Genomic DNA, 16,496 nt, shown 5'->3' with positions numbered 1-16,496 from the left:
CCACAGCGCTCCTTCACTCAGATGCAAACCCGCATCAGACCCCGGAAGGCTGACCTTGGCAACTAACGGCAACGGACGAACTCTCGAATCGATGCTCTGGGATGCGGCAAACATCCTTCGGGGTCCCGTTGACGCATCGGACTTCAAGGCCTACGTGTTTCCACTGCTGTTCCTGAAGCGGATCAGTGACGTCTACGACGAGGAGCGCGTCGAGGCGCTCACAGAATCAGATGGCGACGAGGAATACGCCGACCTGCCGGAGCAGCATCGCTTCCAGATCCCGAACGGAAGCCACTGGGCGGATCTCCGGACGCGCACCACCAATGTCGGACAGGCCATCCAGCGGGCGATGCGTGAGATCGAGAAGGCGAACCCGAACACCCTCTACGGAATCTTCGGTGACGTGCAGTGGACCAACAAGGACCGCTTGTCCGATGAGCTGCTGGTCGACCTGATCGACCACTTCAGCCAGCTCGACCTCCGCAACTCCGTGGTGTCCAATGACGTGCTCGGCGATTCCTACGAGTACCTCATCAAGAAGTTCGCTGATCTCACCAACCGAAAGGCCGGTGAGTTCTACACCCCACGCACCATCGTCGAGCTCATGGTGCGCGTGCTCGCCCCACAGGCCGGCGACACTGTCTACGACCCGGCCTGCGGAACCGGCGGCATGCTCCTCGAGACTCTCCAGCAAGTCAGGGAATCAGGCGGTGACGAGCGACTCATGCTCGGCCACCTCTTCGGCCAGGAACGCAACCTCACCACCGCCGCCATCGCCCGCATGAACCTGTTCCTCCACGGAGCCGAGGATTTTCAGATCGTCCGCGGCGACACGCTGCGACAACCGGCATTCCTCACTGGCGACAAGCTGGCCTCCTTTGACTGCGTCATCGCTAATCCCCCTTTCTCACTCAGCTCGTGGGGTGAAGACACGTGGCCGAACGACCCGTGGGGTCGCAATCTGGCTGGCACCCCACCGAAGAAGTACGGCGACTGGGCCTGGGTGCAGCACATGATCACATCGATGGCGCCAGCGACGGGCAGGATGGCGGTCGTGCTGCCTCACGGAGCGTTGTTCCGAATGGGCGCCGAGGGCAATATCCGTTCGAAGGTCCTCGGCCTCGACCTCATCGAAGCCGTCATCGGCCTAGGCCGGAACCTGTTCTACGGAACCGGCCTCGCCGCCTGCATCCTGGTCGCCCGTCGACGAAAGCCCGACGCACGCCAGTCCAAGGTGTTGCTCGTCGATGCCTCCGACCTCTTCCGCAAGGGCCGCAACCAGAACACACTCGAACCAGAGCACGTCAAGACGATCTTCGAGGCCTACGAGAAGTTCGCAGACGAGGAAGGCCGCTGCCACGTCGCAACGCTTGACGAGATCCGCGAGCAGGGCGACAACCTCAACCTCGCCGGCTACATATCGAAGCCCGACGACGTGGACATCCCGTCAGTCGAAGACGCAACGAAGGCGCTTGAGGAAGCCTTGGACGCGGCCTGGGCCGCCGAGGGCCGGCTGAACCAGCTCCTTGCCGAACGAAGCATCGCGTGAGCACCCGTATCAGCCAGTCGCAGCTCGAGTCGTACCTCTGGGGTGCTGCAACGCTGCTCCGCGGGACCATCGATGCCGGCGAATACAAGTCGTTCATCTTCCCCCTGCTGTTTCTGAAGCGCCTCAGCGACGTGTTCGATGAGGAATACCAAACTGCGCTCACTGAGTCCGATGGCGATGAGGGATACGCCACGCTCCCGGAACAGCACCGCTTTCAAGTCCCTAGCGGAGCCCATTGGTCCGATCTCCGACAGTCGACCAATGACGTCGGCCGAACGATCTCCAAGGCGATGCGCGAGATCGAGCGGGCGAACCCTCGACTCGACGGCGTCTTCGGCGACGCCCCTTGGACCAACAAGGAACGGCTGCCCGACGCAACGCTCAAGGAGTTGATCGAGCACTACTCACAGGTGACGCTGAGTTTGCGCAACGTCCCCGAGGACGAGCTCGGTGTCGCGTATGAATTCCTGATCAAGAAGTTCGCCGACGACTCTGGCCACACCGCCGCGGAGTTCTACACAAACCGCACGCTGGTCCACCTCATGACACAGCTCCTCGAGATCGAGCCGGGCGACAGCGTCTACGACCCGACGTGCGGCTCGGGCGGCATGTTGCTCTCAGCAGCAGAGGAGCTCCGACTTCAGGGCAAGGAGCACCGGACGCTCCGATTGTTCGGCCAAGAACGCAACCTCACGACGTCAGCGATCGCCCGCATGAACCTGTTCCTCCACGGCATCGAAGACTTCAACGTCGTGCGTGGCGACACGCTCGCCAATCCAGCGTTCACCGACGGCGACCAGCTCAGGCGCTTCGATGTGGTCCTGGCCAACCCCCCGTACTCGATCAAGGCCTGGGACCGAGATGCGTGGTCGTCCGATCCCTGGGGCCGGAACAAGTACGGCACGCCGCCGCAGGGGCGAGCCGACTACGCGTTCTGGCAGCACATCCTCGCCTCGATGGACTCGAGAACCGGTCGATGTGCCATCCTCTTTCCCCACGGCGTGCTCTTCCGTAACGAGGAACTCGACATGCGGCGGCGCATCTTGGCCGACGACCTGGTCGAGGCGGTGATTGGTCTCGGCCCGAACCTGTTCTACAACTCGCCGATGGAATCGTGCATCGTGGTCTGCCGCTCGAAGAGGCTTACCGAACGAACGGGCAAGGTGGTCTTCATCGATGCGGTCAATGAGGTCACGCGTGAGCGGGCGCAGAGCTTCCTGACCGACGATCACATCGATCGGATCGTGAAGACGTTTCGAGCGTTCGAACCGGAGGAGGGCTTCGCTGCGGTCGAGACCCTCGATGCGATCGCCGAGCAGAACAGCAACCTCTCGATCCCGTTGTACGTCACCCGCGAGACCGATCGAAACGACTATGACCTCGAGCTCTCGATCAGCAATTGGAGGCAGTCGGCGGCCGAACTGCAGTCCGCCGCCGAGCACCTGTTCGAACGTCTCGATGTCGGAGCTTCGTCATGACGGAGAAGGGAGTGCTTCCAGACGGCTGGATGTGGGTCCGATTCGGCGACGTCGTCCGTCAAGTCAAGGAGACGACGAAGGATCCCGAGATTGACGGCTTGTCGCGCATCGTGGGTCTCGAGCACCTCGACTCAGAGTCGCTGCCGCTCCGACGCTGGCACGAACTTGACGATCTTCCCGATGGAACGAGCTTTACCAGGACCTTTCGGGCCGGTCAGGTGTTGTTCGGCAAGCGGCGCGCCTATCAGCGGAAGGTCGCGGTGCCCGCCTTTGATGGTGTGTGCTCAGGCGACATCCTCGTGTTCGAGCCGGCGACTGACGAACTGGTTTCGGAGTTCTTGCCGTTCATGGTTCAGTCCGACGGTTTCTCCGATCACGCTCTAGGCACATCGGCGGGATCGCTCTCGCCGCGGACGAAGTGGCAAGAGCTTGCCAAGTACAAGTTCGGTCTACCGCCATTGGACTTGCAGCGGGAGATCTGCGAGGTGCTGTCAGCCGGACAGCGCCAAGTAGACGCTCTGGAACACGCTCTCGGTGCTGCACGAGGCCTCAGAGACGCCATCGTCCTCAGAGAGTCTGATGCAGTCGACCACGTGCCCCTCGGGACCATTCTCTCCTCATGCGACTATGGACTCTCGGTGGCACCTCAGGACGCCGGAGAACTGCCGATACTTAGGATGAACAATCTCGATAGCGAGGAGCTGAGACTGGACGACATGAAGTGGGTGCAGCATGACCAGGTCAGCGAATCTGACCTGCTGCAGACCGGCGACATCTTGTTCAACCGTACGAACAGCCTCGAACACGTTGGCAAGGTGGCCTTGGTCGACGGGCTGGACAATCCAGCAACCTTCGCTTCATATCTGCTCCGCTTGCGCGTCGACAGGGAGTCGATGCTCCCCGAGTTCGTCGCTGCGTATCTCCAGTCTGCCGGTGGTCAACGACGGATTCGCGCGTTCATTACTCAGGGCGTCAGTCAAGCCAACGTAAACGCAACGAATCTAAAGAAAGTCCGTATTCCAAAGCCGGATCTCGATGCCCAGCGCTTGATTGTCGACTGTTGGCAAGGAGTGCGAGACCTCCAGCGCGCGATCGAGGATCATTGCCGCGAATCCCGTTCAGTTCTTGCTGCCGTGCGAGAGGGCCTGCTAGCGGGAGACAACCGTGTTCGATGAAGCCAACACCGTCGAGGCGATGGTCCTCGATCGCATGACCAGGCTGGGTTGGACGTACTTCGATGGCCCGTCGCTTGAGCGGTCCACACCCCACGTCCTGCTCGAGCCCGTGCTCGCTGGTGCACTCGTCCGGTTGAACCCCGACATCGCTGCCAAGCCCGAACGCGCCGATGAGGTCATCTACAAGCTCCGCGCGGTGATCAGTGGCGTCCTCGGCGGAGGTCTCGTCGGAGCAAACGAGGAGTTCATGTCCTGGGTTCGGGGTGAGCGCACCATGCCGTTCGGTCCGAACAATGAACACGTCACAATAAAGCTGATCGATTTCGACCCAGCCGAGCTTGAGACGAACACATTCATCGTGTCCAACCAGGTCACGTTTAAGGCAGGGCCCGAGAAGCGGTTCGATGTCATCGGCTTCGTCAACGGACTTCCGCTGGTCGTAGGGGAGGCGAAATCACCGGTGCGCAAGGCAGTGACGTGGGTCGATGGCGCCGCCCAGGTTCACGACGACTACGAGGTCAACGCTCCGGGGTTCTTTGTGCCCAACGCGTTCTCGTTCGCGACCGAGGGCAAGGAGTTCCGGTTCGGCTCGATCCGACTCCCCGTTCACCACTGGGCGCCATGGCGGCTTGAAGAGGAAGGCGGACAGAGCCTACAGGAGGTCGACCGCGCCGTGTCGTCGATGCTGCGACCCGAAGTCGTGCTTGACATCGCCCAGAACTTCTCGGTGTTCGCCACCGATCGAAACCATCGCAAGATCAAGATCATCTGCCGCTTCCAGCAATACCAAGCGGCCAACAAGATCGTGCAGCGCGTCGTCGAAGGCAAGATCCGCAAGGGCCTGATTTGGCACTTCCAGGGCTCCGGCAAGAGCCTCCTCATGATCTTCGCCGCCAACAAGCTCCGGCGGCATGAAGAGCTCGGTAATCCAGCGGTCGTGATCGTCGTTGACAGGATCGACCTCGACACGCAAATCACCGCCACATTCAACGCCGCTGACGTTTCCAACTTGGTCACGGCCGACAGCAGGCAGGAGCTGCACAACCTGCTCGCCCGTGACGCTCGCAAGGTCATCATCACCACGATCCACAAGTTCGCCGAGGCCGACGGCGTGCTGAACGAGCGAGACAACATCATCGTTCTCGTCGACGAGGCGCACCGAACGCAGGAAGGTGACCTCGGTCGGCAGATGAGGAACGCGTTGCCGAACGCGTTCCTCTTTGGCCTGACCGGTACCCCGATCAATACTCGAGACCGAAACACCTTCTACGCATTCGGGGCCGCCGAGGATTCGGGCGGGTATCTCGATCGCTACAGCTTCGAGGAATCGATTCGTGACGACGCCACCCTTCCGCTTCGCTTCGAGACGCGTGCTGTCGATCTCCGGATCGATCGTGCCGCACTCGATCAGGAGTTCGAGGAACTGACTCGCAACCTGAGCGACGAGGACCGAGCCGAGGTGTCGAAGCGAGCAGGTCGGTTCGCACTCCTGGTCAAGGCGCCGACCCGGGTCGAGGCGGTGGTTGCCGACATCCGTGCGCATTTCCTCGAGCGAGTTGCCCCTGAAGGGTTCGGAGCGATGATCGTCACCGTCGATCAGGAGGCGTGCGTCCTCTACAAGGAAGCGCTCGATGCACTCGCCGACGATGAGCTGCCTGCTGAGGCCATCGACGTGGTCATGAACATGGGACAAGGCGCGCCGCAGGCCTGGCGGAACCGCTTCGGGCGGTCAAAGGACCAGGAGGCCGCGCTGTTGGACCGTTTCCGCGATCCGGCCGATCCCCTGAAGATCCTGATCGTCACCGCCAAGCTCCTTACCGGCTTCGACGCTCCCAACTTGCAGTGCATCTACCTCGACCGCTCACTGCGGGATCACAACCTTCTGCAGGCGATCTGCCGAACAAATCGAGTGGCTCCAGGCAAGTCCCACGGGTTGATCGTCGACTACCTCGGACTGTTCGATGATGTTGCGCAGGCGCTCGCCTTCGACGAGGCTTCGATCGACAAGGTCATCTCAAACATCGATGAGCTCAAGGAGGAACTCGAACGAGCGATGCCGAAGTGCTTGCAGTGGTTCGAAGGCGTTGACCGCAGTGACTTCAGCTGGGAGGGCTTGCTGGCTGCACAGGAGTGCTTGCCTGACACGAACCGACGAGACCAGTTCGCCGAGGACTTCAGCGCGTTGTCCCAACTCTGGGAAGCACTGTCGCCCGATCCGATGCTGGTTCCGATCGAGAGCGACTACCGCTGGTTGGCCCAGGTCTACGACTCCCTCAAGCCCCCGTCGGGGAACGGCAAACTGCTCTGGCACGCACTTGGAGCGAAGACAATCGAGCTGATCCACAGGAACATCTCCGTGCAGACCGTGCGGGACGATCTCGACACACTGGTGATGGACGCCGAAGTTCTCGAAGAGCTGCTCGAGGACCCAGAACGCAACACCGTCGAGGTGGAGATCAGGATCGCCGCCCGCCTACGACGACATGGCGACGGTCCCAAGTTTGTGGCGCTGTCGGAGCGGTTGGAAAGCCTCCGGCTGAAGCACGAGCAAGGACTGCTCGCCTCCGTCGAGTTCTTGAAGCAGCTGATCGACCTCGCCAAGGACGTTGTCCAAGCAGAGCGCGATGAACCAGAGGAGCTTCAGGAGGACCAGGGGAAGGCCGCTCTCACGGAGCTGTTCGAAGAGGTGAGAAACACCGACACCCCGGTGATCGTCGACCGGGTTGTTGCCGACATCGACAGCATCGTGCGTCAGGTTCGATTCCCAGGATGGCAGCGGACCGAAGCCGGCGAGCGCGAAGTGAAGAAGGCGCTCCGTCGGAGCTTGCTCAAGTACAAGCTCCACACCGATCAAGACCTCTTTGACAGGGCGTACGCCTACATCGGCAAGTACTACTGATTTCCGCCGAGATCAGCAGAATCCGTTGATAGGTAAACCAGCAGCGGTCCTTCAACCGGGTGATGACCGAGCAAGCACTATCCGAGGAGTCGCCGCTCATTGCTGATCGAGCTCGCTCGATCGCCGGACCAGTGGGCCACGGAGCAGCCGTCCACCCTGAGGTGTTGGCCTAGCTCAACGAGGCGAAGCGGCTGTTCGAGGAGGCGGAGGAGTGGTTCGAATCCGGCGCGGTCCTCCCTGCGCTCGCTTCGCTCGCTGCGGTTCCGCGGCACCCTCACCACCGATTGCGGCAGGGGCCCAGCTATCGGCCGAGGGGGCGGTGCGCCTCGACCGGGGCCGGTTCCACCTGAATTCCTCGGATCCAGCCGGCGGCGCCGCTGCAATGCAGCGCAGGTACACCGAAGCCGGCGGCAAGAATCTGCACCTCAGTCGAGTGACAACACGAGCAGAGCTCCTTCGGCATCGACTTCGAATTCCTGGATGAGTCCGCGGTACCGCAGCAACAGCTCAAGGATGGCGCGAGTTGACGCGTTGCCGGCCTGGAGCCAGATCGCTTTCGGCGGCGGGCCGTGCAGGAATGCAAGCTGCCGAAAGTCCGAGTCTTTCGAGACGATGACGTAGCCATGGGTCGCCGCGTGGTCCCAGATCTCTCGGTCCGTGGCGGCTTCCAAGCCGTAGTCGATGACGTGGCGGCTTCCTGGGAATACCGAGTCGACCAGGGCAACCAACCGGCGCGACAGGTTCTGGTCGAAGAGGAGCTTCACGCAGGCGCGACGAGCCGGCGTTCACGGATGGCTGCAAATGCAAGCGCCGCCCGGATGTGCTGTTCGGTGAGTTCAGGGAAGTCGTCGACGATTTCCTGGCTCGACATGCCAGATGCCAAGTACTCGAGAACGTCGTACACGGTGATGCGAGTCCCGACAAAGCACGGCTTGCCGCTGCGCACGCCCGCACGAGTGTCGATCAGCGAGGAGGTATCCATCGACCTCCATCGTAGTGACAGCAATCTGGGCTCCTGAAGTCGATTTCTCGACTGATACGCAACCACATCGGATTGGGCCGACATTCGGAATGAGCGCGGCGGTAGCGATTTGCTCAGGCTCAGCCGAGCGCAATCACTGCCGCCGAGATGGCTGGACGGCGTCTTGTTCGGTTGCCGACAAAGCGTCCGGTGGCCCGGCGAACGGCACGCTCGATGTCGCCCCCGTCGCGTCTGGCGCCCTTGTTCTTGTTGGCACCGTTCACAACAGTCGTCAGCTCTTGGACCAGCGCTTCGATGACGTCTGCGTGGGCTTCGGTGTCCAGCCAGCCGCTCGAAGTGACGTCGGGAGGTGCCGCCAGGCGTGCCTTGGCGTCGAGCACCACGGTGATGTGGACGAATCCGGAGGACAGCGCACGGCGTTCGCTGATCACCTCAGGGTCCGGGTCTTCGAGCGTGCCGTCCACGTAGTGGTACGGCGCAGGGACGCCTCGGCCCACCGACAGGTTGCCGCCCCGAAGCACCACTTGCCCACCGTCGGTCAGCGTCAGCACTCGATGGTCCCGCATGCCGAGCTCGCGGGCGAGCTGGGCGTGGCGAGCCAGCATGTGAAACTCGCCCTCGATCGGAACGAACCAGCGTGGCCGGCAGGCCTTGTGCAGCTCGCGTAACTCGTCCCGCTGGGCATGCCCGGATGTGTGCACCTGTTCGTGGCCGTCGTGGATCACCTCGGCACCCCGGCGCGCGAGTCGGGACACCATGCGAAACACGGCGCGCTCGTTGCCCGGGATCGGGTGGCTCGACAGCACCACGGTGTCGTCAGGTCCGACGTGAATGTCCGGATGACTTCCGTTCGCGATCAACGACAGCGCGGCGTTGGGCTCTCCCTGGCTGCCGGTGCACACGATGCAGACGTTCGACGGATCCAAGCTGCCGAGTTGCTCAACGCCGAACAGCGCACGCTCGGGAACGTCCAGTACCCCAAGTTGGCGTGCGATGCGCACGTTGTTCACCATCGAACGCCCGACCGGAACCACAACGCGGCCTTCGTCAATCACGGCGTCGCAAATCTGCTGGACGCGGTGCAGGTGGCTGGCGAAGCAGCTCACGATGAGCCGCCGCCCCGGGCGTTCGCTGAACAGCCGCCGCAGCGTGGCGCCGATCTCGGTCTCCGAGGCGCTGCGTCCCGGACGGTCTGCGTTGGTGGAGTCGGCCATCAGCAGGGCGATGCCTTGGTCGCCGAGCGCCCGCAGCCGCGCCAAGTCGGTCAGACGACCGTCCACTGGCGACTCGTCGATCTTGAAGTCCCCTGTGTGGACGAGAGCGCCGGCGGATGTGTGCACCACGATGCACAAGCTCTGGGGCACCGAGTGGGTGATCGGCAGTGCCTCGACGTCGAAGGGGCCGATGCGCCGACGCTCGCCGTCGCCCAGGACATGAAATGACGTGCGGTCACCGAGGCGCGCCTCCGTCACTTTGTGCTCGGCAAGCGCCATGGACAGGGCTGAGCCGTAGAGCGGCACCTCGATGCTGCGCAGGAAGTGCGGCACACCGCCGAGGTGGTCTTCGTGCCCGTGCGTCACGACCAGGCCGACGATGTCACCCGCGCGCGAGTTCAGCCAACCCATGTCGGGAAGCACCTGCTGCACCCCCGGCATGATCGCCGGGTCGGGGAACATGACCCCGAAGTCGATGATCAGCAGCTTGCCGTCAACCTCGACGACTGTGCAGTTGCGCCCGACGTCGCCGAGCCCGCCCAGGAACGTGACAGTGACGGGCCCGTCGGCGACCCGGGCGGCGCTCAAGTCTGCTTCAGTCGGGCGTAGACCTCGCGGGCGCGGTCTTCCAAGCCGTCAGGCGTTGGGCCCATCGGCAGCCGTGGCTCACCCACGGGCAAACCCAGCGTGCGCAGCATCGCCTTGGTCGGCACCGGATTGGGCGCCGCGTCGCCTGTCTCGTAGTCGAAGCTCTCGAGCAGCGTGGCGTTGATCTCCCGTGCTTTGGTGACGTCGCCCGCCTCCCAGGCGTCGAACATCGCGACGTGCTCGGTGGCCGACCAGTGCGCAGCAACGCTGATCACGCCAACGGCCCCGACAGCCAGCAGCGGCAGCGTGAGCCCGTCGTCACCGCTGTACACCTCGAAGCCCTCCGGCGCAGCAGCAATCACCTTCGCCGTCTCGGCCGGGTTGCCCGCAGCGTCCTTGACGCCCACGATGTTGGGGATCTGCGCCAGCTCCAGCATGGTCGGAGTGTTGATCTTGCGGCCGGTGCGCACCGGGATGTCGTACATGATGATGGGTAGATCTGTGGCCTCGGCGACGGCCTCGAAATGCGCCTTCAGGCCCGCCTGCGACGGCCGGTTGTAATAGGGCGTCACGGCCAGGATGCCGTCTACGCCGAGCTCGCTGGCCTTCGCGGTCTGCTCGACGGAATGTGCGGTGTCGTTGGTGGTGGTGCCTGCCACAACCGGGACCGTGACCGCCTCGGCCACGGCCCTCCACAGCTCCCAGTCTTCTTCGTCGGTGATAGTGGGACCCTCGCCGGTCGTGCCGGTAATGACGAGACCCTCGGCGCCCTCGGATACAAGCCAGCGCGCCAACGTCACGCCAGCGCCCACATCCAGCGAACCGTCTGCCGCGAACGGCGTCACCATCGCCGGAACCACTCGTCCGAATCGCGCGCTCATGTCATCGAGACTACTGCCGAGGCGCTGCCGCAGCGGTACTGAGATCGGCGGCTGGCGGGCCGTGGGGGTGGCTCGGGTGGGAGCTAGACGCTGCCCTCGTCGGCCCGGTTGATGCCGAGCGTCGCCAGCAGATCCTCGTGCAGCTCGAACCACACTGTGTGGTAGCTGGGGATCATCGGCTTAGTGAGGTAGTCCAGGTCGCCGGCCTGCAGCTTGCCCAGCGCTTCAGCGAATCGCGGCGCATAGTTCTCATAACGAGCCATCACGCTGTTGAGCGCTTCCAGCACTCCCGCCAACTCGCCGTGCAGCGTTTCCAGCCGCTCGATGATCGCTGCGTCGTAGTCGGCGTCGCTGTGATCGTTGAGCCGCCCGCCGTCGCCAGGTCCCGCATCGGCCGCTGCCCGATGATCGGCTGGCCACAGCTGCCAGTCGGTGCACAGCTGCAGCATCTTGGGATTCAGCGCCCCGAATTCCTGGTAGGCCGCAGTGACGGGCTCCCGAGCGTCGGCGGCATCCAGCTCGTCGGCCAACGCGGCTTCCCCCTCGTCACGACCGCTCGGCGTCAGGATGAACTTCGGAACGCCGCCGACCTTGCGCAACATGCAATGCCCGGACGCATCCAGTTCGGCAAGCAGCCACTCGGTCTCGTCGGGTTCAAGTCCGTGGATCGCGGCAACGTCATCGATCTCGCCGAGTCCTTTGAGGCGCAACGCCAGCCAGACCATCAGGCGCGGCTCGGAGCGGTATGGCTGAGCTAGTTCAACGTCGACGTTGCTCACGCTGGCGTCACTCCACGACGAGATCGCCGAAGCGGTCCCGCAGCGTCTTCTTGGAGAACTTGCCCGTCGAGGTCTTCGGAACCTCTTCAATGATCTGGGTGGCGCTGGGCAGCCACCACTTCGCCATCCGCGGCGTCAGGTACTCGATGAGCTCGTCGTGGGTGATCGTCTCGCCCTCAACGGGCACGACGCACGCCATCGGTCGCTCCATCCAGCGATCTGATGCCACCGCGACCACCGCAGCCTCGGCCACCTTGGGGTGGCTCATGATCTCGTTCTCCACCTCGGCCGAGCTGATCCACTCGCCGCCCGACTTAATGAGGTCCTTGGTGCGGTCCACGAGCCGGATATAGCCGTTCGGATCACAGGTGGCCACGTCGCCGGTGCGCAGCCAGCCATCGTCGGTGAACGAGTCGGCGGCGTCGGGCCGGTTGTAGTACGAGCCGGTCACGTATGGGCCGCGCACGTGCAGCTCACCGGACGCCTCGCCGTTGTGGGGCAGCTCGTTGGTGGTGTCGGGCTCGCAGATGCGGAACTCCACAGTCGGCAGGACCGTTCCCACCGTGGTGCGCAGATCGGCCTTTGCATCGTCGTCGAGGCCTTGCTGGCCTGAGCGGATATGGGCGAGCGAGCACAGCGGACTGGTCTCGGTCATGCCCCATGCCTGCAGGATCGGCAGCCCGACCGTAGCCCGGTACCCCTCCGACAGCGCTTTGGGCACCGCCGAACCGCCGCACGGGATTGCTCGCAGGCTCGACACGTCTCGCCCTTCGAGCTCGCCGAGCACGCCCATCCAGATCGTCGGCACGCCGGCCGCGAGGGTGACCCGTTCGGCCTCGATGAGCTCTGCCAGCGGCTTGGGTGCCAGATTCGGACCGGGATTGACCAGCTTGGCCCCCGCTGCGACCGCCGCATGGCTCAGACCCCAGGCGTTGGCGTGGAACATCGGCACGACCGGCATAATCACATCGCTCTCGCAGACGCCAGCCGAATCGACCAGCATCGCGGCCAGCGTGTGGATATAGGTGGAGCGGTGGCTGTAGACCACGCCCTTGGGCTCGCCCGTGGTGCCGCTCGTGTAACACATCGACGCCGCCTGGCGTTCGTCGGCGACCCGGAAGCCCGATGGGGTCGCGGCGGCCAGCAGTTCCTCGTAGTCGACGATGCGGGGATCGTCGGGAACCTCAGGGGCTGCGTCGCCACCGCCTGAGTCGTCCATGACGACCACATGGCGCACTGTCGTCATCTCGTCCACCAGTGGCCACAGGATCGGCAGCAGCGAACGGTCTGCGAAGACCACTTCGTCTTCGGCGTGGTTGGCGATGTAGGTGATCTGTTCAGCGAACAGCCGGATGTTCAGCGTGTGCAGCACCCGACCCGAGCACGGCGCAGCGAAGTACAGCTCGAGGTGACGGTCGGTATTCCATGCGAACGTGGCCACTCGGCCGTTTGAGGAGATGCCGAGGTCGTCAAGTGCACCGCCGAGGCGCCGGGTCCGTTCGGCCCAGCGCCCGTAGTTGGTGCGCTCGATGCCGGTGGCGGTTGCGGTCACGACCTCCTTGTCCGCGAACAGCGTCTCAGCGCGTTCAACGAAGGGGTCCAAGGTGAGCGGCAGGTCCATCATCGTCGAGTCCATGACGCCGCAGGCTAGAGGGCGCAACCAAGGGCCTCCCGGGCATGCCGGTGTGGTGTCGGCGCCGGCGCGTAGCCTCGGCCGAGGTGGTTGACGACGGCCGGGACGAACCGACGACGACCGAGGCCGTCGACTCCGAGCGAGCATCGCCGGGCGATGCGATCTCTGACGCGGATCGGCGGCGTATGCAGCTGCTGGCAGCAGTGCCCGTGGGCTTTGCCCTGGCGGCCTACGCCGGGCAGATCCTCTTTGCTGCCCTCATTGCGCGGGCGCCGCTGCTGCTGCTGTCGCTCAACGCGACCGATCCGATCCTGCTCGGCGTGGCCCACCAAGCCCCGCTGTGGGCCTTCATGACCATCGGGGTGACCCGCCTGTTCATCACCGACCCGTTCCTGTACCGGCTGGGCTATGACTACGGCCCGAATGCCAAGGCTTACCTGGCGGCCGAGCTGGGTCCCCGCAATCGCATCATCAGGGCCATGGGCTGGCTGGAGCGCTGGTTCCCCCGTGTGGGCTGGCTGCTGCTGTTCGCCATTCCTGGCTACCCGATGTGTTTGCTGTCGGGAATTGCGCGGATGCGCCAGCTGCCGTTCGTGATGGTGAATCTGGCCGGCACCATCACTCGCTTGGCGCTGGTGTGGTGGGTGGCCGATCTGTTCTCGGGGCCGCTCGGCACGGTCATCGACTTCGTCAATCGTTATTCGATCCCGTTCACCGTCGCGATGTTCGTGCTGATTGTGGTGCAGACCGCCCGTAACCAGCACCGAGCTGCGAACGCCGAGCGCGCTCGCATCAGGCGTGAGCACGAAGCGGCCGAGCAACGCCGCATCGACGCTGGTCCGCAAGACTGCTGAGCGGCGGCCTCGGTGGGTCTCCGTAGGTTCAGCTCCGTCTCGGTACTCTCGCAGAGGTGAGTGCGAAGGGCACTGTCGGGGCCGAAGGCTCGAAGGATGCGTCGAAGTCTTCGACGCGGGGAGATTCCCAGCGCGGCCTGTCCCGGGTAGTCCGCAATGCCCTGAGCGGCCGATCTCGCGAGATCGTGGCGCTGTCGCTGTTCGCACTTGCCGTGATCTGCGGGCTTGGCCTGCTGGGCGACCGGGCGGGCGTCGTGGGCCGACTCCTCGAGAACGGGCTTGCCGTCTTGCTCGGTGTGTTCCGCTTCGCGGTGCCGATCCTGCTCATCTGGATCGGGGTGGCTCTCGCCCGCATGACGGCCTCAGAGCGCAGCGGTCGCGCCGCGTTCGGGCTGAGCTTGCTGACGGTCGCGTTCGCCGGAGCGGCGCACCTGTCGGGGTCCGCGGACGGCTTCGGACCCGAGCTCGAAGACCTGCGCCGCAGCGGGGGAGTGCTGGGCGCCGCTGTGGCCGAGCCGTTGCGACGTCTCATCGACGACCCCGCGACGTGGGCCGTGCTGCTGCTCGTGATGCTGTTCGCCGTCATGATCGTCGGCAACGTCGGCCTCGGTCAGGTCCTGCGTTGGATGTGGACCGGCGTTGCTGCGCTCGGACGGACGCTGAGCGGCTCTGTGTCGAAAGGCGCCCGGAGCCTGCAGCGTGTGGGCACCGATCCCGAACCGCCCTCATTCGATGCCGAGCAGTACGACTTGGACGCGACCGGTGGCGAACAGATGCCCGCAGGCGAGCTGCCGGCCGCGGAGGGGGCCCCGATTCCAGGTCTCGATCCGAGCGCCTCCGAGCCTCGCGAAGCATCCTTCGAGCCGTCGCCACCCACCTTCGTCGAGCCTCTCGGTGGAGACGTCGTACCCCCACCCGTACCGGCCGCGCGCGCGGCACCGCGGGGCACCGGGGCCGGAGGCCAGCGTCCGCGCTGGAAGCTGCCCAAGCAGTCGGTGCTCAAGCGCAGCGGCACCCAGCAGTTCGACCGGGCGCAGCTGTCGGCAGGAGCCGCAGCGCTGGTGGCCGCGCTCGCGAGCCATGGCGTGGAAACGCAGGTGACCGGCTGGGAGCCTGGCCCCACAGTCACGCGTTACGAGCTGAAGCTGGGCCCGGGCGTGAAGGTGTCCCGCGTCACGGCCCTGCACAAGGACATCGCGTATGCCATGGCGGCCGCCGATGTCCGCATCCTGGCGCCGATCCCCGGCCGTTCGGCGATCGGCATCGAGGTGCCCAACTCCGACCGCCACCTCGTCGCGTTGGGCGACATCCTGTCTTCCAAGGCGGCGGCCGATGCGATGCACCCGCTCGAAGTGGCGATGGGCAAGGACATCTCGGGGCGCGAGGTGATGCTCAACCTGGCCACGATGCCCCACGTGCTGATTGCAGGCGCTACCGGCTCGGGCAAGTCGTCGTGCATCAACTCGATCATCTCGTCGTTGTTGATGCGGTCCACCCCCGACCAGGTGCGAATGATCCTCGTCGACCCCAAGCGGGTCGAGCTGGGTCAGTACGACGGCCTGCCCCACCTGCTGACCGCAGTGGTGACCGAGCCGCGCAAGGCCGCGAACGCCCTGGCATGGGCCGTGAGGGAAATGGAGCGCCGCTACGACGTGCTGTCCGAAGCGGGCTTCCGTGACATCACCGGCTACAACGCAGCCGTGCTCGACGGAGCGCTGCACAGCAACGAGAGCGAGCTGCTCGGCCAAGACCAGCAACACGAATCGATGCCGTTCATCGTGGTGGTCGTCGACGAGCTGAACGACCTGATGATGGTGGCGGCCCGCGACGTCGAAGACTCCATCACCCGTCTGGCTCAGATGGCTCGAGCCGTCGGCGTCCACCTGGTCGTTGCAACACAGCGCCCGAGCGTGAACGTCATCACCGGCGTGATCAAAGCAAACATTCCCAGCCGGCTGGCCTTCGCCGTGTCGAGCCTGGCCGACAGCCGAGTCATCCTGGACCAGCCGGGCGCCGAGCGTCTGGTGGGCCAAGGCGACATGCTGCTGCTGTCCGCCAACTCCAGCACTCCGCGCCGCATCCAGGGCAGCTGGGTGAGCGAGTCGGAGATTGCCCACGTAGTGGCCCATTGGCGCCGGCAGGCACCCGAGGTCAGCTATGTCGAAGGCGTCGAGGGGGCCGAAGCGTCAGCAGGTGCGACAGGACTTCCGGGCGGCACCACAGGCGACGCCGACGACGATGAATTGTTGCGGCAGGCGATGGTCATCGTGGTGGAGACCCAACTCGGTTCTACCTCGATGCTGCAGCGCAAGCTGAAGATCGGCTTCGCCCGCGCCGGCCGGATCATGGACCTGCTCGAGCAGCGGGGCGTTGTGGGTCCCTCGCATGGCTCCAAGGCCCGCGACGTGATGATGACGCCCGAGGAACTGTCTGACGCTCTCGGCGAGTGAGGCGCCAGCGGAGG

General features: G+C 64.4%; 12 protein-coding genes. 6 read left to right on the top strand and 6 right to left on the bottom strand.

The window, feature by feature from the left end; translation table 11 throughout:
- Positions 1-91 precede the first annotated feature (91 nt).
- The 4 genes from ACOQPH_RS09995 to ACOQPH_RS09980 are packed head-to-tail and all read left to right on the top strand — an operon-like array spanning position 92 to position 7,101.
- A complete protein-coding gene (locus ACOQPH_RS09995; RefSeq protein WP_420621254.1) occupies positions 92-1,549 on the top strand; it encodes a type I restriction-modification system subunit M in 1,458 nt (485 codons plus the stop codon).
- Positions 1,546-3,027 (top strand): type I restriction-modification system subunit M, encoded by a 1,482-nt coding sequence (locus tag ACOQPH_RS09990; RefSeq protein WP_420621253.1) that lies wholly within the window; start codon positions 1,546-1,548, stop codon positions 3,025-3,027. The genes ACOQPH_RS09995 and ACOQPH_RS09990 overlap by 4 nt, the downstream gene beginning before the upstream one ends.
- A complete protein-coding gene (locus ACOQPH_RS09985) occupies positions 3,024-4,202 on the top strand; it encodes a restriction endonuclease subunit S (RefSeq protein ID WP_420621252.1) in 1,179 nt (392 codons plus the stop codon). The genes ACOQPH_RS09990 and ACOQPH_RS09985 overlap by 4 nt, the downstream gene beginning before the upstream one ends.
- Positions 4,192-7,101: a type I restriction endonuclease subunit R gene (locus tag ACOQPH_RS09980; protein ID WP_420621251.1), complete on the top strand. Its 2,910-nt coding sequence runs from the start codon at positions 4,192-4,194 to the stop codon at positions 7,099-7,101. The genes ACOQPH_RS09985 and ACOQPH_RS09980 overlap by 11 nt, the downstream gene beginning before the upstream one ends.
- A 425-nt stretch (positions 7,102-7,526) precedes the next feature.
- On the opposite strand, the gene ACOQPH_RS09975 is transcribed toward ACOQPH_RS09980, so the two are convergent.
- The 6 genes from ACOQPH_RS09975 to ACOQPH_RS09950 all read right to left on the bottom strand — a co-directional run bounded on the left by ACOQPH_RS09975 (position 7,527) and on the right by ACOQPH_RS09950 (position 13,181).
- A complete protein-coding gene (locus tag ACOQPH_RS09975; RefSeq protein WP_420621250.1) occupies positions 7,527-7,865 on the bottom strand; it encodes a DUF5615 family PIN-like protein in 339 nt (112 codons plus the stop codon).
- A complete protein-coding gene (locus ACOQPH_RS09970; protein WP_420621249.1) occupies positions 7,862-8,083 on the bottom strand; it encodes a DUF433 domain-containing protein in 222 nt (73 codons plus the stop codon). The genes ACOQPH_RS09975 and ACOQPH_RS09970 overlap by 4 nt, the downstream gene beginning before the upstream one ends.
- Before the next feature lie 119 nt (positions 8,084-8,202).
- The gene (locus ACOQPH_RS09965) at positions 8,203-9,885 is read right to left on the bottom strand and encodes a ribonuclease J (RefSeq protein ID WP_420621248.1); all 1,683 of its coding nucleotides are present in this window, start codon (positions 9,883-9,885) and stop codon (positions 8,203-8,205) included.
- The gene (dapA, locus tag ACOQPH_RS09960; RefSeq protein ID WP_420621247.1) at positions 9,882-10,766 is read right to left on the bottom strand and encodes a 4-hydroxy-tetrahydrodipicolinate synthase; all 885 of its coding nucleotides are present in this window, start codon (positions 10,764-10,766) and stop codon (positions 9,882-9,884) included. Before dapA ends, ACOQPH_RS09965 begins: the two co-directional genes overlap by 4 nt.
- 83 nt (positions 10,767-10,849) lie before the next feature.
- Entirely contained in the window at positions 10,850-11,545 is a 696-nt protein-coding gene (locus ACOQPH_RS09955) for a transcriptional regulator (RefSeq protein WP_420621246.1), read from the bottom strand.
- Positions 11,546-11,552: 7 nt separating this feature from the next.
- Positions 11,553-13,181, bottom strand: coding sequence for a long-chain fatty acid--CoA ligase (locus ACOQPH_RS09950; protein WP_420621245.1), 1,629 nt, complete (start codon positions 13,179-13,181; stop codon positions 11,553-11,555).
- Positions 13,182-13,264: 83 nt separating this feature from the next.
- Here ACOQPH_RS09950 and ACOQPH_RS09945 point away from each other — a divergent pair, with 83 nt between their 5' ends.
- Positions 13,265-14,032 carry a hypothetical protein gene (locus ACOQPH_RS09945; protein WP_420621244.1) on the top strand — a complete coding sequence of 256 codons (768 nt, stop codon included), beginning with the start codon at positions 13,265-13,267 and terminating at the stop codon, positions 14,030-14,032.
- A gap of 56 nt (positions 14,033-14,088) precedes the next feature.
- Positions 14,089-16,482: a DNA translocase FtsK 4TM domain-containing protein gene (locus ACOQPH_RS09940; RefSeq protein WP_420621243.1), complete on the top strand. Its 2,394-nt coding sequence runs from the start codon at positions 14,089-14,091 to the stop codon at positions 16,480-16,482.
- Positions 16,483-16,496: the final 14 nt, after the last annotated feature.

Origin of the sequence: Candidatus Poriferisodalis sp. (genome assembly GCF_965221945.1) — a bacterium.
GTDB lineage: Bacteria > Actinomycetota > Acidimicrobiia > Acidimicrobiales > Poriferisodalaceae > Poriferisodalis.
Note: the sequence above shows the minus strand (reverse complement) of the source record. Positions and strands in the feature narration are given on the sequence as shown.

What these genes read in the sequence shown, in the direction of transcription:
- ACOQPH_RS09995 (WP_420621254.1), top strand. Translation starts at nt 92, where the DNA reads ATGCTCTGGGATGCGGCAAACATCCTTCGGGGTCCCGTTGACGCATCG.
- ACOQPH_RS09985 (WP_420621252.1), top strand. Translation starts at nt 3,024, where the DNA reads ATGACGGAGAAGGGAGTGCTTCCAGACGGCTGGATGTGGGTCCGATTC.
- ACOQPH_RS09970 (WP_420621249.1), bottom strand. Translation starts at nt 8,083, where the DNA reads ATGGATACCTCCTCGCTGATCGACACTCGTGCGGGCGTGCGCAGCGGC.
- dapA (WP_420621247.1), bottom strand. Translation starts at nt 10,766, where the DNA reads ATGAGCGCGCGATTCGGACGAGTGGTTCCGGCGATGGTGACGCCGTTC.
- ACOQPH_RS09950 (WP_420621245.1), bottom strand. Translation starts at nt 13,181, where the DNA reads ATGGACTCGACGATGATGGACCTGCCGCTCACCTTGGACCCCTTCGTT.